This is a genomic window from Microbacterium resistens, assembly GCF_031456305.1.
GTDB lineage: Bacteria > Actinomycetota > Actinomycetes > Actinomycetales > Microbacteriaceae > Microbacterium > Microbacterium resistens_A.
Map to the genome: position 1 here is coordinate 128,625 of NZ_JAVDUM010000011.1, position 21,584 is coordinate 150,208.

A 21,584-nucleotide genomic window follows, 5' to 3' on the forward strand; every position below is an offset into this window, starting at 1 on the left:
AAAAGAGATTCCCCGGGATCGGGCAGAGATCGGCGAGACGGCATCTGCCTTCCGAGACAGCGCGATTTTCACGCAGTCTCGTGACGCAGATGCCGTCTCGGCGAAAAGGGGAGGAGGGACGGGGCGAGGGGACGGGACGGGAGGGCGCTACTGCGCCGACAGGGCAGCGGTGGGCGGGAGGCGGGCGGCGCGGATCGCGGGATACAGCCCCGCGACGGCGCCGATCGCGAGCGTCGTCCCAATCGCCGCGGCGAACACCCCGGGCGGGATCGAGAGGAGCCATCCGTTCGCCGCCGCGAAGACCGCGGTCACCCCCAGCCCGATCGCCGAGCCGACGATGCCGCCGAGGAGCGAGAGCAGCAGCGCCTCGGTGAGGAACTGCACCCGGATGTGGGCCCTGGTCGCCCCCAGCGCGCGGCGGAGCCCGATCTCGCGACGCCGTTCGAGCACCGAGATGATCATCGTGTTCGCGACGCCGATGCCGCCGACCAGGAGCGCGACGGAGCCGAGGCCCACGAGGAGCCCCGTGAAGGCCTGATCGGTGGCGTGCTTCGCCGCCAGCGCATCGGACGGCCGGCTCACGGCCACCTGGCCCGGCTTCTCCGGATCGACGGCGGAGGGGAGGATCTCGCGCAGACGCGAGACGTCCTCGTCGGCCGAGCGCTCGAAGACCGTGGTCGGCGAGCCGTCGTACCCGAGGCGCTCGCGGGCGTTCTGCGCGCCGACGAGCGCGAGGGTGTCGAGCTCGGGGGCGAGCGCCACGGGATCGAGGATGCCGACGACCGTGTGGTACTCGTCGCCGATGAGCACCTGCACGCCGGGGCGGACGACACCCAGCCGTTCCGCAGCGGTCGCGCCGAGCACCACGGCGGGATACCCGCTCGTGGCCTCGTTGAGCCAGGTGCCCGCGCGCAGGGTCGCGCCCACCGTGCCCGGAAGCCGTTCATCGGCGACCGCGATGCCGAGCCCGGCCGTCCTCGCCTTGTCGATGAGCGCGCTGCGGTACACCGGCACGTTCTCGATCAGGCCGATCGCCGAGACGTCGGTGACGCCGGACAGGCGACGGACGGCGTCCGGCGCCCCGGCCGGGAGCTTCACGTCCGCGCCGACCAGGTCCTTCCCTGGCGTGATCGTGAGGAGGTTCGTGCCGAGCCGCGCGAACTCGGCGTTCAACCGGGCCTGGCCGGAGGTGGAGATGCCGACGACCGCGATCATCGCCGCGATGCCGATCGCGATCCCCAGCGCGGAGAGCACCACGCGCAGCGGCCGGGAGCGGAGCCCGTTGCCGCCGAGCGCGAGGGCGTCGCCGGGCCGCAGCCGGGACCGGGCGCTCACGCGACGACCCCCGGGTGCTCGGAGCCCGCGGAGGAGCCGGCAGGGGAGCCTGCGGAGGAGCCGGCGGGGGACGGGGCGGAGGGAGCCCCGGTGTCGTCGACGACCAGGCCGTCCCTGACCCTGATCCGGCGGGGGAGGCGTTCGGCGAGCGACTCGTCGTGGGTGATGACGATGACCGTCGCCCCGCCGGTGTTGAGCTCGTGCAGCAGCTCGACGATCCCCGTCCCCGATCGCGAGTCGAGGTTCCCGGTGGGCTCGTCGGCGAGGAGGAGTGCCGGATCCCCGACGATCGCGCGGGCGATGGCGACGCGCTGGCGCTCGCCGCCGGAGAGCTGGTGCGGCTTGTTGTCCAGACGATGCCCGAGGCCGACCGCCGTCAGCGCCTCCTCGGCGCGGGCGATGCGGACGGATCCGGGGACGCCCTGATAGAGCAGTCCGTCGGCGACGTTGTGCCGCGCGGAGCGCCCGTCGGCCAGGTGGAACTGCTGGAACACGAACCCGAGCCGATGCGCGCGCAGGGCGGCGAGCCGGTCGTCGCCGAGGGCGGCGACGTCCTGCCCGTCGATCACGGCGCGACCCGTGGTCGGTCGGTCCAGCGACCCGAGGATGTTCAGCAGCGTCGACTTGCCGGATCCGCTGGGCCCGACGATGGCGACGAACTCGCCCTCCTCGATCCGCAACGAGACCCCGCGGAGGGCCTGGACCGGTGGCGAGCCGTAGCTGCGCGTGACGTCGTGCAGCTCGACGACGGCCCTCATTCGGGGACCACCACATCGTCGCCGGCCTTCAGATCGCCACCGGTGATCTCCACCATGCCGCTGGAGAAGCGCCCGGTCTCGATCGCGACCTCCACGGTCTTCCCGTCGCGGACGACCTCGACGGCGTACTTCTCCGGGCCGACCGCCAGGAGGGCGGCGACCGGGACCTGGAGCACCTTCTCCTGCGTGGTGCGGGTGAACGTCAGCTGCGCGGTGAGCGGGGCGAGGGCGGCGACGGCCGCGGGATCGTCCGGCGTGATCGTGAGGGGGATCATCAGCTGCTTCTTGCCCGCCGCGTCCTGCTTCTCCTGGGGAGAGCCGACGGCGGTCACGGTGCCGGTGCTCTGGCCGCCGCCGGGCAGCGTGATCTGAGCGGCGTCGCCGACCGCGACGTCCGCCCGCTGCGCGGACGGGATCTGCGCGGAGATGATCGGGGTCGCGCTGCTCGCGGCGTACAGCGGCGTCCCGGGGGCGACGTCGGCGCCGATCGAGGCCTTGGGGTCGCCGACCCGGACATCCGCCGGGGAGAACACCACCCGACCGCGCGGGATCACCCCGTCGCGGTCGAGGCCGTTGGCCTTCTGCCAGGCGCGGATCGCCTCCTCGGTCCGATCCGTGAACTGACGGTCGATCGTGCCGTCGAAGAACCCGAGGTCGGCGAGGCTCTGCTCGAGCTGCTGCACGTCGGGCCCGTCCTCCATCCCGGACGCGAAGTCCCGCCAGGCGGGCAGGGCGCCGCGGAGCAGGATGACGGGCGCATCGCCCGCGCGATACAGCTCCTGCCCCTGGCCGACGACCGTGCCGGGCGCGGGGAGCGCGGTGAGCACACCGCCGAGCGAGGCGGCGAGGTCCCGCGGGTCCGCGAAGCCGATCGTCCCCGGCGTGCGGATCGACGAGGCGAGCGGTGCGGAGACCACGGGCGTGGTCGTCGGTGGTGTCGGATCGGGGGCGGCGTCGGCGCTCGGCGGGGCGAGCAGCCAGGCGGCGGCCCCTCCGCCGACGGCGAGCACCGCGGCGATCGACGCCCCGACGATCCAGCCGCGGCGTCGGCGGGACATCGCGGCCATCAGTTCCCCGCCGGGGTCAGGCACTTCTTGATGACGTCCTCCGGGACGTCCATGGGCAGGCCCATCGCCTGGCCGGGCTTGGGATCCTCGACGTCGATGCCCGCGTCGCGCAGGCACTGGGCCGTCTTGAGCTGCTCGTCCAGGACCTCCTGCTCCGACTTCCCGTCGATCGACGGCGGTGTGCCGAGCTTCTTCTGACAGGTGTTCGACGCCGCATCGAACGCGGTCGAGTCCGCGGGGATCTCGAGGGTGACGGAGGCGCCGTCCTTCGACGGATCGGGCATGTCGATGCCCTCTCCCCGCATGCACTCGGCGAACTTCAGCTGCCAGTCCTGGAACTCCTTCTCCGCGTCTCCGCCGCCCTTCGACGAGGAGGCGGCGCCGCCCTTCGCGGACGAGGGGTCGGGAGCGGATCCGGGAGCGGCGCCCGGGGCGGCGCATGCGGTGACGAGGGCGAGCAGCGTCGCCGCCAGGGCGCCGGCGACGGCGAAGCGGGAGCGGCGGGTGGAACGGATCATGATGGTCTCCTCGGCCGAGTCGGACAGGACGGGACCAAGTCGAGCCGAGCGCCGGTTGCGAGGGCGTAAGGACCGTCTTTACGTCACGCTTAGCCCCGCTGTGGTGGACTGACCTGGTCCGGAAGGGGGCGCGCGTGCGGATACTGGTGGTGGAGGACGACCCGGCGCTCGGCGAGGCGCTGCGGCACGGTCTGGGACTGGAGGGGTTCACCGTCGACCTCGTGGCCGACGGGGCCGATGCGCTCGACGCCACCGAGATCACCCCCTACGACGCGCTCGTGCTGGACCGGGACATCCCCGGAGTGCACGGCGACGAGGTCTGCGCACGGCTCGCTACACGGGCGGATGCCCCGGCCGTCCTCATGCTCACCGCCGCGGGGACCCTCACGCAGCGCATCTCCGGCTTCGAGCTCGGCGCCGACGACTACCTGCCGAAGCCGTTCGAGTTCTCCGAGCTCGTCGTCCGGCTCCGTGCGCTGGGCCGGCGCGGCGCGACGTCCATCCCTCCCGTGCTCTCGCGGGCGGGGATCGAGCTCGACCTGTTCCGGCGGACCGTGCGGCGGGACGGCGCGACCGTCCGCCTCACCCGCAAGGAGCTCGCCGTCCTCGAGGTGCTGCTGCGCGCGGACGGCGGGGTGGTGAGCGCCGAGACGCTCCTCGACAAGGCCTGGGACGAGAACGCCAACCCGTTCACGAACTCCATCCGGGTCACCGTCAGCGGACTGCGCAAGAAGCTCGGCGAGCCGTGGGTCATCGAGACCGTCCCCGGCAGCGGCTACCGGGTCGTCGAGCGTTCGGACCGGCCGTGAGCGTCGCCGCGGCAACGCCAACGCGGACGCCGACGCCGCTGCCGGCGCGGAGGCTGACCTTCCGCTGGCGGCTGACGCTCGCCTTCGGGGCGATCGCCTTCGGCGCGGGGACGCTGGTGATCGCCCTCCTGTACCTCTACATGCGCTTCGTGCCGACGTACATGATCACCTCCCTCCCCTCCGAGGTGCCCGATGACCCCAAGCTCCAGGGGCTGGCGAGCGCGGCGCCGACCGTGCCGAGCGAGGGGATCGCCGGGCTCACGGACGCCTCGTGGATGCCCGCGGCCACCGTGTCGATCAGAGGGGTCGCCGACCTCCTGGAGACCCTCCTCTGGGCGGGCATCGCGATCCTCGTGGTCCTCACCGTGCTCGCCGGGTGGGCGGGCTGGGCCGTCTCCGGACGGATGATGAGGCCGCTCGCGCAGATCGGCGAGGCCGCGCACCGTGCGGGGGAGGGGTCGTTGGACCATCGCATCGCGCTGGGCGGCCCGAACGACGAGATCCGGGATCTCGCGGACACGTTCGACCACACCCTCGACCGTCTGCAACGGGCGTTCACGGCCCACGAGCGCTTCGCCTCGAACGCCGCGCACGAGCTGCGGACGCCCCTCACCGCCACGAAGACGCTGCTGGACGTCGCCCGGGCGCACCCGGGTGCGGTCGACGGGGAGATGCTCCTCGAGCGGGTGCGACAGAACAACGACCGCAGCATCGAGCTGGTCCAGGCGCTCCTGGCGCTCACGAGCGTGGAGGCAGGCGCACACTCTTCCGAGCCGGTGGACCTCTCCGCGCTCGCCCGCGACGCCGTGCGGCGTGTGGCCGAGGCGGAGGGCGCGCGCGGAACCGACCTCGATCCCGTTCTCACCCTCGCGCCGGCGTGGACCGAGGCGGAGCCGGTGCTGGCTGCCCTCCTCGTGGACAACCTCGTGCAGAACGCCGTGCGCCACAACGACGAGCGCGGGCTGATCCGGATCTCCACGGGGCCTGCGGGGGACCGGGTGCGGCTCCGGGTGGAGAACACCGGGCCGCTGATCCCGCGCGACGAGGTGGTCAAGCTCACCGAGCCGCTCTACCGCGCGCGCCGCGATGCCGGCGGCGGCTACGGGCTGGGGCTGGCGATGGCGCGATCGGTGGCCGAGGTGCACGGCGCTGAGCTGAGGCTGGAGCCGCGGGACGGCGGCGGCCTGATCGTCACCGTGAGCTTCCGACGTCGCATTGCGACCTGAATATCTCGGTAACGCGACACGTTTCTTCCATTTTGCGACATGGGCGTACCCGGACGGAATGCCCTCTCGACAGGATTCAGGGAGCGCAGCCACGGGGCGGCGCACATTCGCACGGACCCGGATCCGACGGGCCGACCCCTTGGGAGAACACACATGACTGAAATGGACACGCGCATCGACGCTGCGCCGAAGAAGGAGATCAGCCGCCGCTCGGTCGTGAAGACCGCGGCCTGGTCGCTGCCCGTCGTCGCCGCGGCCGCCGCGGCGCCGATGGCCTCCGCCTCGACGCCCGCCTGCCCGACCTGTATCAAGGCGGGTCTGCCGATCATCGGCGGCGTCATCGGCGGCGTCTGGACGCTGCAGGCAGGCGTCCTCGGCAACCGCGGCATCATCGCGATGCCGAACCTGTTCGGCCTGGACGCCACGGCCTGCGGCATCAGCTGGCAGAACATCTTCCAGCCCGCCTTCACGTTCGTCGTGACCTCGGCGACGCTGACCATGTCCGATGGCAACTCCTACACCTCGTCCGTGGGCCTGGGTGTCGGCGCCGGCAACATCTCGACCGTCGGGGCTTTCCCCTCGGCGTTCGTGTTCAACAACGTCTACCTGCCCAACGGTGGCTCGATCGCCGGCATCCCGCCGTACCCGGTCGTCCCGGAGACCCTCACCGTGACCGTCACGACGACGCTCCAGTACGGCATCGGCCTGAGCATCGAGTGCCCCGTGACGCTGACCTGGAACCTCAACGGGCTCGCGACGGGTCTCGTCCTCTTCGGTGCCGGAACGGTGAACTTCACCGGAACCGCCACCGTCTAATCGCCGGTCCCCTCACCGGCGCTGAAGCCCGGTGCGCAGCAGACCCCCTCGCGGTCGCGCGCACCGGGCTTCCTCGTGTCCGGGGTCCGGCCCGTGTCCTTCCCGCGCCTCCTCCGCGCTCCCTCTCCTCCGCCCGCCCGTCCTCCGCGCCTCCTCCGCGAAACTGCATCTGCGTCACGAGACTGCGCGATTTTCCTGCAGTCTCGTGACGCAGATGCAGTCTCACCGGAATCGGACGGTCTCGCGGGGTGGGCGGGGCGGGCGAGTGCGGCGCGGAGTGGACCGGAGCGAGCGACCCGGGCGGGGCGGGCCGGAGCGGCCGGGCCCGAGTGAGGTCGCCGGGGGAGCGGGCGGAGCGGAGGCCGCCGAAGTGCGGTCGAGGGGAATGCGCAGACTGTACAGTCGAAGAGCCAAGATCGGCGACGAGCTGCGCGGCCTGCGCAGCATCCGCTGAGCCGATTGCCTAACCGCCGCCGAGCGCTCTAGGGTTGCGCAACGTACGCGGCCATCCCGGCCGAGCCTCTCACAGCAAGGACGCTCTGACGATGCCCCTCCCCACACGCCCCGGCCTTGCCGCCGTGCCCGCCTACCGGCAGGGCGCCGCGGCACCGGCCGGATCCTCCAAGCTCTCCTCCAACGAGTCCCCGCATCCGCCGCTGCCCTCGGTGGTCCGCGCGGTGCAGGATCGGGTCGCCGGCATCCATCGGTATCCGGACATGAGCGCGTCGGCGGTCATCGGCCGGCTCGCCGAACGGTACGACGTGCCGGCGGAGAGCGTGACGGTCGGCGCCGGATCGGTCGAGCTCGCAGCCCAGCTCATCCACGCCGTGGCAGGGGCGGGCGACGAGGTCGTCTTCGCCTGGCGCTCCTTCGAGGCCTATCCGTCCCTCGTGCGCATCGCCGGGGCGACGCCGGTGCCGGTCCCGTTGGATGCGGACCTCCGGCACGACCTCGACGCCATGCGGGCGGCGATCACGCCGCGCACCCGTCTGATCTTCGTCTGCAACCCCAACAACCCGACGGGGACCGTCGTGGGCGCCGAGGAACTGGAGCGCTTCGTCGACGCCGTCCCTCGCGACGTGCTCGTGGTGATCGACGAGGCCTACGTGCACTTCGATCGCAGCGAGTACGCCGACGGCAGCACCCGCGGCGCGGGCATCGGGCTGTTCCGCCGCTATCCGCACGTCGCGGTGCTGCACACCTTCTCGAAGGCGTACGGGCTGGCGGGGCTCCGCATCGGCTACGCGATCGCGCCCGTCGAGGTCGCGGAGAACCAGCGCAAGACCGCGATCCCGTTCGGGGTGACCGACCTCGCCCAGGCCGCGGCCCTCGCCTCGCTCGACGCCGAGGACGAGCTCGCCGTCCGGATCGCCGAGGTCGTGGCGGAGCGGGACCGGATGCTCGGCGTGCTCCGCGAGGCCGGCTGGCCCGCCGTCGCCTCGGAGGCCAACTTCGTCTGGGTCGCCGCCGGGGAGCGCACCGCCGAGCTGGATGCTCTGCTGCGCGCCGGCGGGGTCGTCGCGCGCGCCTTCGCGGGTGACGGGGTGCGGATCTCCTCCGGATCGGCGGAGGACGTGGACCGGGTGGCCGCCGCCGTCGCCGAGCCCGCCGTCGCCGAGCCCGCCGCCGTGCAGTCCGCCGCCGTGGTCGAGGGGGTGCGCGCATGACCGAGGTCCCCGTCGTCACGACGACCACCCGCGGGCTGCACCCGGGGCTCACCCGTCGCCAGATCTCGATGATGGGCCTCGGCGGCGCGATCGGCGCGGGGCTGTTCGTCGGGTCCGGGCAGGCCATCGGGATCGCCGGCCCCGCCGTGCTGGTGTCGTATCTCGTCGCCGGCACCATCGTCGTGCTGGTCATGGCGATGCTGGCGGAGATGGTCGCTGCCAGGCCCAGCTCCGGCGCCTTCAGCTCCTACGCGCAGAAGGCGCTCGGGCGCAGCGCGGGCAGCGCCGTCGGCTGGCTGTACTGGATCCAGCTCGTCGTCGTCATCGCGGCCGAGGCGACGGGAGCCGCCGGCATCGTGTCCGGATGGGTTCCGGGCGTGCCGGCCTGGGCGTGGGTGCTCGTCTTCGTCGCCGCGCTCACGGCGGTCAACCTCTTCGGCGTCCGCAACTACGGGCGCTTCGAATTCTGGTTCGCGGCGATCAAGGTGGTCGCGATCATCGTCTTCCTGCTGGTCGGGGTCGCCGCGATCATCGGCCTGTTCCCCGGGGTGCCGGCCACCGGGATCGGCAATCTCGTCGCGCACGGCGGCTTCGCGCCGCAGGGGATCGGCGGGATCGCCGCCGCGCTCCTCATCGTCGTGTTCGCGTTCGGCGGCACGGAGGTCGTGGCGATCGCCGCCGCGGAGTCGGACGATCCGGCCCGCAACATCCGTCGCATCGTGCGCGAGGTGATGGTCCGGATCATCGTCTTCTACCTCGGCTCGATCTTCGTCATCGTCGCCGTCCTGCCCTGGAACGACCCCGCCGTCGCTGAAGGGCCGTTCTCGGCCGTGCTCGCGACGATCCGGATCCCCGGCGTCGACCTGGTCATGTCGATCATCGTGGTGATCGCGCTGCTCTCGGCGATGAACGCGAATATCTACGGAGCGTCGCGCATGGTCTTCTCGCTCGGCGAGCGAGGGCTGGCGCCGCAGGTCGTCACCCGCACCAGCCGGGGCGGCGTTCCCCGGGTCGCGGTGCTGGCGTCCGTCGCCTTCGGGTTCGTCACGGTGGGTCTGAACTGGGCGTTCCCCGACGTCGTGCTCCCTGCGCTCCTGAACGTCGTGGGATCGACCCTCCTCGTGATCTGGGTGTCGACGGCCCTGGCGCAGATCGTGCTGCGTCGTCGGGCGGACCGTGCGGGCGAGGCGATGCCCGTGCGGATGTGGGGCTTCCCGTGGCTCTCCTGGCTCTGCCTCGTGCTGCTGGGCGGGGTGATCGTCCTCGCGATGACGGACGCCGCCGCCCGCACCCAGCTGCTGCTGACCATCGGGCTGACCGTGGTGCTGCTGCTGGTCGCGCGCCTCACCCGCGGCTCCTCCCGGCCCGGCGTGACGAAGGACGGGTCGTGACCCGGAGCTCGGTGATCCGGGGCTTGGTGGTTCGGGGCTTGGTGATTCGGGGCTCGGTCTTGATTCGGGGCTCGCTTCTGGTCCGGGGCTCGGCTCTGATCCGGGATGGTGCCGTTCCGGGGATCGAGGGGTAGCCGATGCGCATCGACCGTCTGGACGCGGAGCTGATCCGTCTCCTCACCGAGTCCCCGCAGCTCTCGATCCTGGAGTGCGCGCGGCGGCTCGGGGTGGCGCGGGGCACGGCGACGAGCCGGCTCGCGCGGCTGCACGAGGCTGGTGTCATCGAGGCGATCGTCCCCCGTATCGATCCCAGCGGATTCGGCTACGGCCTCGTGGCGTTCTGCCTGGTGGAGATCGACCAGAAGGTCGGGCACGACGCCGTGGCGGAGGCGCTTGCGGACGCCGTCCCGGAGATCGTCGACATGTACACCGTCACCGGGGCGAGCGACATGCAGCTCCGTCTCGTGGCGAGGGAGGCGACGCAGCTCCAGGAGGTGCTGGATCGGGTCGCGCTGGTTCCCGGCGTCGCGCGCACGGCCTCGTCGATCGCGATGCGCACGCACCTCTCCGGCCGTGTGCTGCCTCTCGTCGCCCATGTCGCCGACGTCGCGGAGGCGTCACCCCCTGCCGATCGCGGCCCGGTGGCCTGACCGGGCTTGGGCCTGGGCCTGGGTCTGGCGAGGCTTGGGTCTGACCCTGGGTCTGACCCGTGATCTCAACCCACCGTTTGTGCCCCGCCGTGGCACAAACGGTGGGTTGAGCACCCCGTGAACCCACAACAACTGCCACGCCGGGGCACAAACGACGCCGGGACCGCCGAGCGCCGGGCCCGCGGGGCACAAACGACGCCGGGACCGCCGCGCGCAAGAACCGCGCGCAAGAACCGCGCGCAAGAACCGCGCGCAAGAACCGGGCGCAAGGACCGGGCGCAAGGACCGACGCTCAGGCCGGGCGGCGGTGCACGTCGACCGGGACGATCATCGGGGTGCCGGCGACCGGATCGGGCACGACCACCGCCTCCAGATCGAACACCTCGCGCAGCAGCTCCACGGTCACCACCTCGTCCGGCTGGCCGTCGGCGACGATGCGGCCGTCGCGCATCGCGACGAGATGGTCGGCGTAGCGGGTGGCGAGGTTGAGCTCGTGCATCACGATCACGACCTGCGTGCCGCGCTCCCGCGAGAGACGGACGAGGAGCTGCAGCAGCTCCACCTGATGGGCGAGGTCGAGGTAGGTCGTCGGCTCGTCCAGCAGCAGCACGTCCGGCTCCTGCGCGAGCGCCATCGCCACCCAGGCGCGTTGCCGCTGCCCGCCGGAGAGCTCGTCGATCGCACGGTCGGCGAGCTCCGTCATCCCCGTCGCCTCGAGCGCGTCGGCAACCACCTCGTCGTCGTGCCCGTCGCGCCCGCGGAACCAGGCGCGATGCGGCGTGCGCCCACGGTCCACGAGATCGGCGACCGTGATCCCGTCCGGCGCGACCGGCGCCTGCGGCAGCAGCCCGATGATGCGGGCGACCTCCTTCGTCGGCAGCTTCGCGATCGGCGTCCCATCCAGCAGCACCGCGCCGCCACGGGGACGCAACAGCCGGGCGAGGGAGCGGAGCAGCGTGGACTTGCCGCACCCGTTGCCGCCGACGATCATCGTGACGCCCTCGCCGGGCAGCTCGAGCGTGAGGCCGGAGATCACCGGATCCCCGTCGTAGCCGACCGTCAGGTCCTCGGCCTGGAGCGTATGCGTCGTGCCCGTCATGCGCGGGTCCGTCCTCTCATCAGGAGCCACAGCAGGAAGGGCGCACCGATCGCCCCGGTGACCACGCCGACCGGGAGCGCGACCGGGAACAGGTGCTGGCCGATCGCGTCGGCGGCGAGCACGATCAGACTGCCGGTCAGCGCCGCCGTCAGCGGGAGCGCCCGGTCGCGGCGGACGAGGCGCAGGGCGATGGGCCCGGCGAGGAACGCGACGAAGGAGATCGGTCCGGTGAGCGAGGTCGCCACCGCGACGAGGAGCACGGCGCACAGGATCAGGACCAGGCGGACCCGTTGCGTGCGGACGCCGAGCATCGTCGCGGTGTCGTCGCCGAGGCGCAGCACCGGCAGGCGCGTGGCGGCGACGAGGGCGATGACCAGGAGCACGGCGAGGGCAGGAGCGGTGGGCCCCAGCTGGTCCCAGAGGCTGCGGCTGAGGGATCCGGCCATCCACACGGTCGCCTCGTGGGCCGCCTTCACGTCGGAGCGGGTGAGCACGTAGCCGATCACGGCCTGGAGCGCCGTCCCGATCGCGATCCCGATCAGGACGAACCGGAGGCCAGACAGGCCTCGGTGGTACGCGAGCGCCCAGATCGCGACGGCGCAGAGGAGCCCGCCGCCGATGGCGGCGCCGGCGACCGCGAGTCCAGAGGCGCCGAAGAACGCGATCGCGATGATGGCCGCCGCGCTCGATCCCGCACTGATCCCGATCACATCGGGGCTCGCGAGCACGTTGCGCAGCATCGTCTGGAACAGCGCGCCGGCGAGGCCGAAGGCGGCGCCGGCCAGGAGCGCGCCGATCATGCGCGGAAGGCGCAGCTCCGTCACGGCGAAGGCCGCCCCGGGGACCGGCTCCCCCGCGAGGGCTCGCAGCACGTCGGGGAGCGGGATGATCTTGGAGCCGAAGACGAGCCCGACGACGAGGAGGGCGAGGACGAGGGCGGCGAGCAGGGCGATCACGTCGCCGTCCCGACGGGCGAGCCGGCGTCGGGACGCGCCCAGCCGGAGCGCGAGCCCGCTCACAGCCCGACCGTCTTCCGTCGGCGCAACAGCGCGATGAACACCGGCGCGCCCAGGACGCCGGTGACGATCCCGACTTCGAGCACCCCGGGACGGGCGACGATCCGGCCGATCACGTCGCACACGAGGAGGAACGTCGCACCGGCCGTCGCCGAGAGCGGGACGATCCAGCGGTAGTCGGATCCGACCAGGAAGCGCACGGCGTGCGGGACGGCGAGCCCGACGAAGCCGATCGGGCCGGCGAGGGCGGTCGCGGTGCCGCACAGCAGCACGGCGCCGACCGCGGCGAGGATGCGCGACGATCCGACCCGGACACCGAGGCCGCGGGCCACGTCGTCGCCGAGCGCGAGGGCGTTGAGCGCGCCGGAGCACGCGACCGCCAGCACCGCGCCTACGGCGAGGAATCCGGCGAGCTGCGCGAGGGACTCGATCGACGCGGCGGTGAGGGACCCGAGCTGCCAGAAGCGGAAGCTCTGCAGCGTGGACTCGTCCACGATGAGGATCCCGGAGATCACGGCCGCGGCGATCGCGGTCACCGCCGCGCCTGCGAGGGCGAGGGAGACCGGCGTTGCGCCGCCGGGGCTCGCGGCCGCCGCCCCGTATCCGACGAGCACGGCGACCGCGGCGCCGGCCAGGGCGCACCAGACGACGACCAGTGACGCCTGCCAGCCGAAGAGAGACATGCCGAGCACGACGAAGAGCGAGGCGCCCGCGTTGACGCCGAGGAGACCGGGGTCGGCGAGCGGATTGCGCGCCATGCCCTGCATGAGGGCTCCGCCCATGCCGAGGGCCGCGCCGACGAGGAGCCCGGTGAGGGTGGTCGGCACGCGGGAGAGGACCGCCGCCTGATCCGTGTCGGCGGGGTCGTGCCGGGCGAAGGCCTCCCAGACGGCTGAGAGCGGAACGTCGCGGGCCCCCAGGATCAGGGAGAGGAGGACGGCGGCGGTGAGGGCCGCCACGCACACGAGGACGGTCCACCCGGGGGAGAGTCGCGCCCTGCGGCGCGCGTCCCCCCGGGCGGGCGTCGTCGGAGCGGCGGTCGCGGTCATCCCGCCTTGGCCGCGGCCTCGCCGAGGTCCTTCGCGTAGGAGGCGAGCGCCCACGGGATGGAGAGCACGGTGGGCGCGGAGATGGCCATGAGCCTCTCCTGGTCGTTCATCAGCACGGCCGCGCCGGACTTCACGGCGGGGATGCGGCTGAGGAGAGGATCGTTCTGCAGGGTCGTGAGGTCGCCGCCCTGCACGTAGATCACGGCGACGTCGGCGTCGAGCTTGTCGGCCTGCTCCGCGGCGATCGTGGAGACGAAGCTCTTCTCGCCCTTCGCCAGCTCCGTGATCGAGGCGGGCGTCGCGAAGCCGAGGTCGTTGAGGTACTTCACCCGGGTGTCCTGCGGCGTGTAGAACTGGACCTTCCCGAGGTCCTTCGCGTCCACCCACATGACCATGCCGGTCTTGCCCTTCGCGGCCGGGTACTTCGCCATCTCCTCGGCGATGCTCTTCTCGGTGTCGGCGATGAGCGTCTCCGCCTTGTCGGAGACGCCGAGGGCTTCCCCGACCATCCGCGTCGAGTCCCGCCACGCCGTGCCCCATGGGGTTCCGGGGTAGGCGACGGTGGGGGCGATCTTCGTCAGCGTGTCGTACTCCTGCTGGGACAGGCCGGAGTTCGTGCCGAGGACGAGGTCGGGCGAGGTGTCGGCGATCTTCTCGTAGGGGATGCCGTCGGTCTCGTCGTGGAGCGGCGGGAGGTCGGCCTTCGCGGCCGTGATCGCGTCGTGCGTCCACGCCAGATAGCCGTCGCCGTCGGTGTCGCCGAACGCGCTCGTCGGGATCGTCACCGGGATCGTCCCGAGCGCGATGGCGGCGTCGAAGCTGCCCCATCCGACGGTGGCCACGCGCTCCGGCTGCGCGGCGATCGTCGTCTCGCCGTAGACGTGCTTCACGGTCGCGGGGAAGGCGGCTCCGCTCGTCGAGGCCGACGCGCTGCCCTCCGTGGTCGAGGCGGCGGGCGAGCCTCCGGCGCAGGCCGAGAGGACGAGGGCGCTCGCGGTGAGCGCGGCGACGAGCGTCGCTCCGCGCGCGACCCGTCGCCGGGTGGTCGATCGCTCGGTGGCTGAACGCCGGGTGGCTGATCGCTGGGTGGCTGATCGCTCGGGGGCATCGTGCTGGGGAGCATCGTGCTGCGGGGTGCTGGCCTGCCGGGCGGAAGGCGGGGTGGTGGACGGGGTGGCAGAAGGCATAGGGCTCCTCGGAAGATGGATCAGGTCGGGGGAGGCAAGGCAAGCCTAACCTGTCCTCAGGGTTCCCTGGGGTGTGGGCATCTCGGGCCCGTGGTGGGTGTCCCGCCGCCGTTCCTGCTCGCTGTTCTGCCCGCTGTTCCTGCCTACCGTTCCTGCCTACCGTTTCTGCCCCGGCGTGGCACATCTTGTGGGTTGAGGGGGCTCTCAACCCACAAGAACTGCCACGGCGGGGCGCCCGATGAGGGGGAGCCCCAACGCGCGCGCCACCGCGTCGTTTCTACCCCGCCGTGGCAGCTTCTGCGGGTTGAGAGCCCTGCCAACCCGCAACAACTGCCACGGCGGGGCAGTTACGACAGGTCATCCAGCGCTGTATAGTCATCACATGCTGACCATTGCTTCACGGGTGGAGATCCTCAACAGGCTGGGGCGGGCGATGGCGGATCCGACCCGCTCGCGGATCCTGCTGGCCCTGCTGGACGAACCCGGCTACCCGGCGCAGCTGTCGCGCGACCTGGATCTGACGCGGACGAACGTCTCGAACCACCTCGCCTGTCTGCGCGGATGCGGTCTCGTCGTCGCCGCACCTGAAGGTCGGCGCACCCGATACGAGATCGCGGACCCGCACCTCACGGCGGGGATCCGGACGCTGATGGAGGCGGTCGTCGCCGTCGACGAAGGGGCGCCGTGCGTCGTCGTCGACTGCGCCTGCTGCCGTGTCGAGGGCGCGGAATGACGGCGGTCGCCGCGGATCCTGCGCGGATCGGGGTCCTGCGTCGGCGGATCCGCTGGATCGTCGCGATCACGATCACCTGGAACGTCGTCGAAGGGGTCGTCGCCCTGATCGCCGGCGGTGTCGCATCCTCCGCCGCGTTGATCGGGTTCGGCCTCGACTCGTTCGTCGAGGTCCTGTCGGCGGCGGCCGTGGCCTGGCAGTTCTCCGCGCAGGATCCGGAGACGAGGGAGCGGACGGCGCTGCGCGTCATCGCGATCGCGTTCTTCGCCCTGGCGGCGTACGTCGCGGTCGATGCGGTCCTGTCCCTCATCGGTCTGCGCGCCCCGGAGCACAGCCCGATCGGAATCGTCATGACGGCGCTGAGTCTGGCCGTCATGCCGTTCCTGAGCTGGTTCGAACGCCGCACCGGACGCGAGCTGGGCTCGGCGTCGGCGGTGGCCGATTCGAAGCAGACCCTGATCTGCGCGTATCTGTCGGCGGCGGTGCTCGTCGGTCTCGTCGCCAACGCGCTCCTGGGATGGGCGTGGGCGGACGCGGTGGCCGCGCTCGTGATCGCGGGATTCGCGATTCGGGAGGGCGTCGAGGCGTGGCGGGGGGACGCCTGCACGACGCCCGTCGGGATGCTCACCGGCGAGCTCGAGGAGCATGATCACGATGGGCATGGGCATGCCCATGTCGATGTCGTTGGGCGTGCTGCTGGCGATGCGTCGGCTCATGGCGAGTCGCATGCTCGTGGTGAGGCGCATCGCGATCACTGAGGCGCTGGAGGGGTGGAGCGCAGGATGCTCCGACCGTCGATTCCGGCCCGCAAGTGCCCCGGCGTGGCATGTCTTGTGGGTTGGGGACCCTCTCAACCCGCAAGAACTGCCACGCCGGGGCAGAAACCGCGGCCAGACCCCACCCCGCGCCCCCGCCCCCACCCCACCCCACCCCAACCCGCCCCGCAACGGCGCCGGGGCGGCCGGACTGACGTAGCGTGGGAACGTGACCCCGACCGCACCCCCATTCGACGTCGCGACCGTCCGCGCGGACTTCCCGATCCTCGCGGAGAGCGTGAACGGCCACCCTCTCGCCTACCTCGACTCGGCGGCGACGAGCCAGAAGCCGCTCGCCGTCCTCGACGCCGAGCGCAGCTTCCTGGAACACGCGAACTCCGCGGTCCACCGGGGTGCGCACGCCCTCGCGGCCGAGGCGACCGAGCTCTATGAGGATGCACGCGCCGCCGTCGCCTCCTTCGTGGGCGCCCGGGCGGACGACCTCGTCTGGACCAGCGGCGCGACGGCGGGACTCAACCTCATCGCCTACGCGATCGGGAACGCGAGCGTCGGTCGGGGCGCCCCCGCCAGCGCCCGTGTGGCGCTGAGCGCCGGGGACGAGCTCGTCGTGACCGAGGCCGAGCACCACGCCAACATCATCCCCTGGCAGGAGCTCGCCGCGCGCACCGGTGCGGTCCTCAGGGTCATCCGCATCCGAGACGACGGGTCCCTCGACCTCGATCACGCGGCAGAGGTGATCGGGCCGCGCACCCGCGTGGTCGCCTTCGCGCATGCCTCCAACGTGCTCGGCATCGTCAACCCGGTGGCCGAGCTCGTCGCGCTCGCCCGGAACGTGGGCGCGCTCACCGTGCTCGACGCCTGTCAGTCCGCGCCTCACGTGCCGCTGGACCTCCCGAGCCTTGGTGTCGACCTCGCCGTGTTCTCCGGGCACAAGATGCAGGGGCCCTACGGGATCGGCGGGCTGTACGGCCGTGCCGATGTGCTGGACGCCCTCCCGCCCTTCCTCACCGGCGGATCGATGATCGAGAGCGTCTCGTTCGCCGAGACCCGGTTCCTGCCCCCGCCGCAGCGGTTCGAGGCGGGCACGCAGCCGGTGTCGCAGGCGATAGCGCTCGCCGCGGCCGTGCGCTATCTCGACGGCATCGGGATGGACGCGATCCGCGCTCACGAGCATGCGCTGGAGCGGCGGATGCACACGGGGCTGTCGGGGATCGAGGGCGTCCGGCTCCTCGGCGACGCGTCGGGAGTCGAGCGGGTGGCTCTGTGGTCGTTCGTGGTCGACGGCGTGCACGCCCACGACGTCGGGCAGTTCCTCGACGCGCGTGGCGTGGCCGTCCGCGTCGGCCACCACTGCGCCGAGCCGGTGCATGCGCGCCTCGGCGTCACGGCCTCGGTCCGCGCCTCGGCCGCCCTGTACTCCACGGAGGACGAGGTGGACCGGTTCCTGGACGCGGTGTCCGGCGTGCGCGCGTTCTTCGGAGCGGACGCATGAGCGGGCTCGAGTCGCTCTATCAGGAGCTCATCCTCGACCACTCCAAGCGGCCGCAGGGCAAGGGGCTTCTCGGCGAGGTCGAGGATCCGGGGACCGCCGAGTCCCATCAGCGCAACCCGATCTGCGGCGACGAGATCACCCTGCGCGCCCGCGTCGAGGGCAATCGGATCGCCGAGGTGTCCTGGGACGGTGCGGGTTGCTCCATCTCCCAGGCGTCGGCCTCGATGCTGACCGACCTCGTCGTCGGGATGGATCGGGCCGAGGCCGCGGAGCTGATCTCCGGGTTCCGGGAGGCGCTGCGCTCGCGCGGCGCGATCGAGCTCGACGAGGACGTCTACGGCGACGCGGCAGCCCTCACCGGCGTCTCCCGGTACGTCGCCCGGGTCAAGTGCGCGATGCTCGCCTGGGTCGCCCTGGAGGATGCCCTCCTGCGCGCCTGAGCGCTTGACCGTCTGGGTCTCCCGTCTGTGTGCCCTGACCGTTTGGGTGTCCCGTCTGTGCGCCTGACCCGTCTGGTTGCCTGGTCGCCTGATTACCTCCCGCCTGCGCGCCCTGCCCACTAGCCGCCCCGGCTGCCCGATTCGAGGGGTCGTGTCCCACTTTCTGTCGTTCAACTCGACTGCTGGCCCGAGTTTTGGGACATGAGCTCCGATTTCTGGGACATAGACCCCGAATTTTGGGACACGGCGATCCGGCCCGGTCCGCCCGGTCCGGCCCCGCCCGGTCCGGTCTGGCTGCGAGGCGGATCCAGGACCGCGTGTCCCACTTCTGGTTGTGCGGACGGGCATCTGGAGTGGATTCTGGGACATGGATCCCGGATATCGGGACATGTGCCCCGGATATCGGGACGGGGTACCTCGAATTCGGGACACGGTTCCCATCCCGAGGGCAGTGCCACCCGGGACGACACCGGAGGAGGACCGCATGAACGCCGCACTCGAGACGTGGAAGCGCGGAGGGATTGCCGCAGACGCGGATCTCGCCGTCGAGGCCGTGAGCGCCGGGGTCGTGCTGATCTCACCGCTCACCGACCGCTTCGCGTTTCGAGGTCGGGAGGAGGTCCGCGGTATCCTTCACGCCGCGTTCGCTGTGCTCGACGGCATCTCCTACGACGGTCAGTTCTCCGACGGCACCGAAGCAGTGCTCTTCGCGACGGCGCGGATCGGCGACCGCTCCCTGTCCGAATGCCAGCGGATCCGGTTCGACGAGGACGGCCTCATCGACGAGGTCACGCTCATGATGCGCCCGCTCCCCGCGGCGACGGCGTTCGCCCGGGCGCTCGGACCGGTGCTGGCCCGGCAGCAGGGGCGGCGCGGCACGGCGGCGATCCTCACCGCAGCGGGTGCGCTCCTCGATGGCGTGGCGACCAGCGGTGACCGGACCTTCATGCCGATGGCCTCGCCCGAGAGGGCCTCGAAGACGCCGAGGGCGTGAGGCCGGGGCGGTCCCACCGGTTCGCGACGGGTCCGTGTCCCACTTTCTGTCCTGCGAGTGGGATTTTGGACCCGTTTTTGGGACACGGTTCCCGATTTTCGGGACACGAGCCCCCAGTTTTGGGACATGCCCGCAAACCCGCCCGCCCCCGCAAACCCGCCCGCCCCGCCCCGGCAAACCCGCCCGCCGCCGCAAACCCGCCACCCCCCCCAACCCCCAACCCCCGCCCACCTGCCTCCCGCGACGAAATGTTACGATCCGGATCCCGGCGACGCCACGACGGGCCACTAGTCTCGGAGCGTGCACCTGACCTGTCGTTGTTGTCGCTGAGCGCTCTCCGCGCTCCTCCGCCGACTCCACGACAGCCCCGCGCCGCAGGCGCGATCATCTTCAGGACACCTCTCGTGCGCTATGCCAGCCACGTGGCCGATCTCGTCGGTCACACGCCCCTCGTCCGTCTCTCCTCGGTCACGGGGTCGATCCGGGCGACCGTGCTCGCCAAGGTCGAGTACTTCAATCCCGGCGGATCCGCGAAGGACCGCATCGCGCGCGCCATCGTCGATGCCGCGGAGCAGGACGGACGGCTGCGACCCGGCGGCACGATCGTGGAGGCCACGAGCGGGAACACCGGGGTCGGCCTCGCGCTGGTCGCCCTGCAGCGCGGCTACCGGATGGTCTTCGTCGTGCCGGACAAGTTCGACGGCGCGAAGGTCGCCACCCTCCGTGCCTACGGCGCCGAGGTCGTCATCACTCCGACCGCGGTCGAGCCCGACGACCCCCGCTCCTATTACAGCGTCGCAGCCCGGCTCGCGCGTGAGATCCCCGGCGCCTTCCACCCCGACCAGTTCTCCAACCCGAACGGCCCGCGCGGGCACTACGAGTCCACCGGCCCGGAGATCTGGGACGACACCGACGGACGGGTGACCCACTTCGTCGCGGGGATCGGCACCGGCGGCACGATCAGCGGCACCGGACGCTTCCTCAAGGAGGCGAGCGGCGGTCGCGTCCGCGTGATCGGGGCGGACCCGGCCGGGTCGATCTATGCCGGCGGACCGATCCACGGCTACCTCCTGGAGGGCGTGGGGGAGGACTTCCTGCCCGAGACGTTCGATGCCGGCGTCGTCGACGCCTACGAGCAGGTCGACGACGCCGAGGCCTTCGCGATGACGCGGCGACTGGCTCGCGAGGAGGGGCTGTTCGTCGGTGGCTCCAGCGGGATGGCCGTCGTCGCGGCGCTCCGGCAGGCGGAGGGACTCGACGAGGACGACGTGGTGGTCGTGCTGCTGCCCGACCACGGCCGCGGATATCTCGACAAGGTGTACGACGACGATTGGATGACCGGCCACGGATTCCCCGTGCCGGCAGGACTCGGAGGGGAGACGGAACGATGAGCATCGCAGAAGAGGCAGGGGGCCTCGCCACGGCGGCGATCCACGCAGGGCAGGAGGCGGACGCGTCCACGGGGGCGGTGATCCCGCCGCTGCACCTGTCCACCACCTTCGTCCAGGACGGGATCGGCGGGCTCCGCCAGGGATACGAGTACGGGCGCAGCGGCAACCCGACCCGCACCTCGCTGCAGTCCCAGCTCGCCGCGCTCGAAGGCGGCGCGCACGCGTTCTCCTTCGCCTCGGGGCTCGCCGCGGAGGACACGCTCCTCCGCTCCGTGCTCGCGCCGGGCGACCACGTGCTGCTCGGCAACGACGTCTACGGCGGCACGTTCCGCCTCATCTCGCGCGTGCTCGGCGCCTGGGGCGTCACCGTCCAGGTGGTCGACATGAGCGACCTCGACGCGGTCAGCGCCGCGATCGCCGAGCGCGCACCGCGGGTGCTCTGGGTGGAGACCCCGTCCAACCCGCTGCTGCGCATCTCCGACATCGCCGCCCTCGTCGAGCTCGGGCACGCCGCAGGCTCCCTGGTCGTGGTCGACAACACCTTCGCGACGCCGGCGCTGCAGCGACCGCTCGCGCTCGGTGCGGACGTCGTGGTGCACTCGACGACCAAGTACCTGGGCGGACACTCCGACGTGGTCGGCGGCGCGCTGGTGCTGAGCGACGAGGAGCTCGCCGAGCGGGTCGGGTTCCTGCAGTACGCGGTGGGCGCCGTCTCCGGCCCCTTCGACGCCTGGCTGACCACGCGGGGGATCAAGACGCTGCCCGTCCGCATGCGACAGCACAACGAGAACGGGCAGGCCGTCGCCGAGTTCCTCGCTGCCCACCCGCGCGTGAGCCGCGTCTACTACCCGGGGCTCCCCGATCACCCCGGTCACGAGCTCGCTGCACGGCAGATGAGCGGCTTCGGCGGGATCGTCTCGGTGGCCCTCGCATCCGGCGAGGCCGCGCGGCGCTTCGCGGAGTCGACGCGGGTGTTCCAGCTCGCCGAGTCGCTGGGCGGCGTGGAATCGCTCGTGAACTACCCCGATGCGATGACCCACGCCTCCGTGCGGGGAACCGCAGCCGCCGTGCCGGTCGAGGTCGTGCGGCTGTCGGTCGGGATCGAGGATGTGGACGACCTGCTCGCCGATCTCGCGCGCGCCCTGGAGGTCTGAGGCCGGCGGGGCCGCC

21 protein-coding genes are annotated in these 21,584 nt (G+C 72.0%); 13 read left to right on the forward strand and 8 right to left on the reverse strand.

Annotation, left to right across the window (positions count from 1 at the left end; all coding sequences use genetic code 11):
• Positions 1-147: 147 nt before the first annotated feature.
• Genes J2Y69_RS13030 through J2Y69_RS13045 form a run of 4 tightly spaced genes read right to left on the reverse strand, consistent with a single transcriptional unit; the run spans position 148 to position 3,678 of the window.
• A complete protein-coding gene (locus J2Y69_RS13030; protein WP_310021410.1) occupies positions 148-1,335 on the reverse strand; it encodes an ABC transporter permease in 1,188 nt (395 codons plus the stop codon).
• Positions 1,332-2,093, reverse strand: a complete 762-nt coding sequence (locus J2Y69_RS13035) for an ABC transporter ATP-binding protein (RefSeq protein ID WP_310021413.1) — start codon at positions 2,091-2,093, stop codon at positions 1,332-1,334. Before J2Y69_RS13035 ends, J2Y69_RS13030 begins: the two co-directional genes overlap by 4 nt.
• Positions 2,090-3,160: a peptidoglycan-binding protein gene (locus J2Y69_RS13040; protein ID WP_310021415.1), complete on the reverse strand. Its 1,071-nt coding sequence runs from the start codon at positions 3,158-3,160 to the stop codon at positions 2,090-2,092. Before J2Y69_RS13040 ends, J2Y69_RS13035 begins: the two co-directional genes overlap by 4 nt.
• The gene (locus J2Y69_RS13045) at positions 3,160-3,678 is read right to left on the reverse strand and encodes a hypothetical protein (protein ID WP_310021417.1); all 519 of its coding nucleotides are present in this window, start codon (positions 3,676-3,678) and stop codon (positions 3,160-3,162) included. Before J2Y69_RS13045 ends, J2Y69_RS13040 begins: the two co-directional genes overlap by 1 nt.
• A gap of 134 nt (positions 3,679-3,812) precedes the next feature.
• Between J2Y69_RS13045 and J2Y69_RS13050 the strand changes: the two genes are divergently transcribed.
• The 6 genes from J2Y69_RS13050 (at position 3,813) to J2Y69_RS13075 (ending at position 10,237) form a co-directional block, all read left to right on the forward strand.
• The gene (locus J2Y69_RS13050; protein ID WP_310021419.1) at positions 3,813-4,487 is read left to right on the forward strand and encodes a response regulator transcription factor; all 675 of its coding nucleotides are present in this window, start codon (positions 3,813-3,815) and stop codon (positions 4,485-4,487) included.
• Positions 4,484-5,713 (forward strand): sensor histidine kinase, encoded by a 1,230-nt coding sequence (locus J2Y69_RS13055; RefSeq protein WP_310021421.1) that lies wholly within the window; start codon positions 4,484-4,486, stop codon positions 5,711-5,713. The genes J2Y69_RS13050 and J2Y69_RS13055 overlap by 4 nt, the downstream gene beginning before the upstream one ends.
• Before the next feature lie 153 nt (positions 5,714-5,866).
• The gene (locus J2Y69_RS13060; RefSeq protein ID WP_310021422.1) at positions 5,867-6,529 is read left to right on the forward strand and encodes a hypothetical protein; all 663 of its coding nucleotides are present in this window, start codon (positions 5,867-5,869) and stop codon (positions 6,527-6,529) included.
• A 545-nt stretch (positions 6,530-7,074) separates the two neighbouring features.
• Entirely contained in the window at positions 7,075-8,196 is a 1,122-nt protein-coding gene (locus tag J2Y69_RS13065) for a histidinol-phosphate transaminase (protein WP_310021424.1), read from the forward strand.
• Positions 8,193-9,587: an amino acid permease gene (locus J2Y69_RS13070; RefSeq protein ID WP_310021426.1), complete on the forward strand. Its 1,395-nt coding sequence runs from the start codon at positions 8,193-8,195 to the stop codon at positions 9,585-9,587. The genes J2Y69_RS13065 and J2Y69_RS13070 overlap by 4 nt, the downstream gene beginning before the upstream one ends.
• 137 nt (positions 9,588-9,724) lie before the next feature.
• Positions 9,725-10,237, forward strand: a complete 513-nt coding sequence (locus tag J2Y69_RS13075; RefSeq protein WP_310021428.1) for an Lrp/AsnC family transcriptional regulator — start codon at positions 9,725-9,727, stop codon at positions 10,235-10,237.
• Between the two features lie 292 nt (positions 10,238-10,529).
• On the opposite strand, the gene J2Y69_RS13080 is transcribed toward J2Y69_RS13075, so the two are convergent.
• Genes J2Y69_RS13080 through J2Y69_RS13095 form a run of 4 tightly spaced genes read right to left on the reverse strand, consistent with a single transcriptional unit; the run spans position 10,530 to position 14,588 of the window.
• On the reverse strand, positions 10,530-11,336 hold the full coding sequence (locus tag J2Y69_RS13080) for an ABC transporter ATP-binding protein (protein WP_310021430.1): 807 nt from the start codon (positions 11,334-11,336) through the stop codon (positions 10,530-10,532).
• Positions 11,333-12,355, reverse strand: a complete 1,023-nt coding sequence (locus J2Y69_RS13085; RefSeq protein WP_310021432.1) for a FecCD family ABC transporter permease — start codon at positions 12,353-12,355, stop codon at positions 11,333-11,335. Before J2Y69_RS13085 ends, J2Y69_RS13080 begins: the two co-directional genes overlap by 4 nt.
• On the reverse strand, positions 12,352-13,401 hold the full coding sequence (locus tag J2Y69_RS13090) for a FecCD family ABC transporter permease (protein WP_310021434.1): 1,050 nt from the start codon (positions 13,399-13,401) through the stop codon (positions 12,352-12,354). Before J2Y69_RS13090 ends, J2Y69_RS13085 begins: the two co-directional genes overlap by 4 nt.
• Complete coding sequence (locus J2Y69_RS13095; protein ID WP_310021436.1) at positions 13,398-14,588, reverse strand: iron-siderophore ABC transporter substrate-binding protein; 1,191 nt, start codon at positions 14,586-14,588, stop codon at positions 13,398-13,400. Before J2Y69_RS13095 ends, J2Y69_RS13090 begins: the two co-directional genes overlap by 4 nt.
• Positions 14,589-14,970: 382 nt before the next feature.
• Here J2Y69_RS13095 and cmtR point away from each other — a divergent pair, with 382 nt between their 5' ends.
• From cmtR to J2Y69_RS13130, 7 genes are all read left to right on the forward strand, one after another.
• The gene (cmtR, locus tag J2Y69_RS13100; RefSeq protein WP_310021439.1) at positions 14,971-15,321 is read left to right on the forward strand and encodes a Cd(II)/Pb(II)-sensing metalloregulatory transcriptional regulator CmtR; all 351 of its coding nucleotides are present in this window, start codon (positions 14,971-14,973) and stop codon (positions 15,319-15,321) included.
• Entirely contained in the window at positions 15,318-16,079 is a 762-nt protein-coding gene (locus tag J2Y69_RS13105) for a cation diffusion facilitator family transporter (protein WP_310021441.1), read from the forward strand. Before cmtR ends, J2Y69_RS13105 begins: the two co-directional genes overlap by 4 nt.
• A 226-nt stretch (positions 16,080-16,305) precedes the next feature.
• A complete protein-coding gene (locus J2Y69_RS13110; RefSeq protein ID WP_310021444.1) occupies positions 16,306-17,589 on the forward strand; it encodes a SufS family cysteine desulfurase in 1,284 nt (427 codons plus the stop codon).
• Positions 17,586-18,029 carry a Fe-S cluster assembly sulfur transfer protein SufU gene (gene sufU, locus J2Y69_RS13115; RefSeq protein ID WP_310021446.1) on the forward strand — a complete coding sequence of 148 codons (444 nt, stop codon included), beginning with the start codon at positions 17,586-17,588 and terminating at the stop codon, positions 18,027-18,029. Before J2Y69_RS13110 ends, sufU begins: the two co-directional genes overlap by 4 nt.
• 484 nt (positions 18,030-18,513) lie before the next feature.
• Positions 18,514-19,023, forward strand: coding sequence for a hypothetical protein (locus tag J2Y69_RS13120; RefSeq protein WP_310021448.1), 510 nt, complete (start codon positions 18,514-18,516; stop codon positions 19,021-19,023).
• A gap of 422 nt (positions 19,024-19,445) precedes the next feature.
• Positions 19,446-20,414: a PLP-dependent cysteine synthase family protein gene (locus J2Y69_RS13125; protein WP_310021450.1), complete on the forward strand. Its 969-nt coding sequence runs from the start codon at positions 19,446-19,448 to the stop codon at positions 20,412-20,414.
• Positions 20,411-21,568, forward strand: coding sequence for a cystathionine gamma-synthase (locus tag J2Y69_RS13130; RefSeq protein ID WP_310021452.1), 1,158 nt, complete (start codon positions 20,411-20,413; stop codon positions 21,566-21,568). Before J2Y69_RS13125 ends, J2Y69_RS13130 begins: the two co-directional genes overlap by 4 nt.
• The last annotated feature ends 16 nt before the right edge of the window (positions 21,569-21,584 follow it).

Coding starts and splice junctions, on each gene's coding strand:
- sufU (WP_310021446.1), top strand. CDS start 17,586: ATGAGCGGGCTCGAGTCGCTCTATCAGGAGCTCATCCTCGACCACTCC.
- J2Y69_RS13065 (WP_310021424.1), top strand. CDS start 7,075: ATGCCCCTCCCCACACGCCCCGGCCTTGCCGCCGTGCCCGCCTACCGG.
- J2Y69_RS13095 (WP_310021436.1), bottom strand. CDS start 14,588: ATGCCTTCTGCCACCCCGTCCACCACCCCGCCTTCCGCCCGGCAGGCC.
- J2Y69_RS13105 (WP_310021441.1), top strand. CDS start 15,318: ATGACGGCGGTCGCCGCGGATCCTGCGCGGATCGGGGTCCTGCGTCGG.
- J2Y69_RS13060 (WP_310021422.1), top strand. CDS start 5,867: ATGACTGAAATGGACACGCGCATCGACGCTGCGCCGAAGAAGGAGATC.
- J2Y69_RS13090 (WP_310021434.1), bottom strand. CDS start 13,401: ATGACCGCGACCGCCGCTCCGACGACGCCCGCCCGGGGGGACGCGCGC.
- J2Y69_RS13120 (WP_310021448.1), top strand. CDS start 18,514: ATGAACGCCGCACTCGAGACGTGGAAGCGCGGAGGGATTGCCGCAGAC.
- J2Y69_RS13045 (WP_310021417.1), bottom strand. CDS start 3,678: ATGATCCGTTCCACCCGCCGCTCCCGCTTCGCCGTCGCCGGCGCCCTG.
- J2Y69_RS13080 (WP_310021430.1), bottom strand. CDS start 11,336: ATGACGGGCACGACGCATACGCTCCAGGCCGAGGACCTGACGGTCGGC.
- cmtR (WP_310021439.1), top strand. CDS start 14,971: ATGCTGACCATTGCTTCACGGGTGGAGATCCTCAACAGGCTGGGGCGG.
- J2Y69_RS13035 (WP_310021413.1), bottom strand. CDS start 2,093: ATGAGGGCCGTCGTCGAGCTGCACGACGTCACGCGCAGCTACGGCTCG.
- J2Y69_RS13130 (WP_310021452.1), top strand. CDS start 20,411: ATGAGCATCGCAGAAGAGGCAGGGGGCCTCGCCACGGCGGCGATCCAC.
- J2Y69_RS13070 (WP_310021426.1), top strand. CDS start 8,193: ATGACCGAGGTCCCCGTCGTCACGACGACCACCCGCGGGCTGCACCCG.
- J2Y69_RS13075 (WP_310021428.1), top strand. CDS start 9,725: ATGCGCATCGACCGTCTGGACGCGGAGCTGATCCGTCTCCTCACCGAG.
- J2Y69_RS13040 (WP_310021415.1), bottom strand. CDS start 3,160: ATGGCCGCGATGTCCCGCCGACGCCGCGGCTGGATCGTCGGGGCGTCG.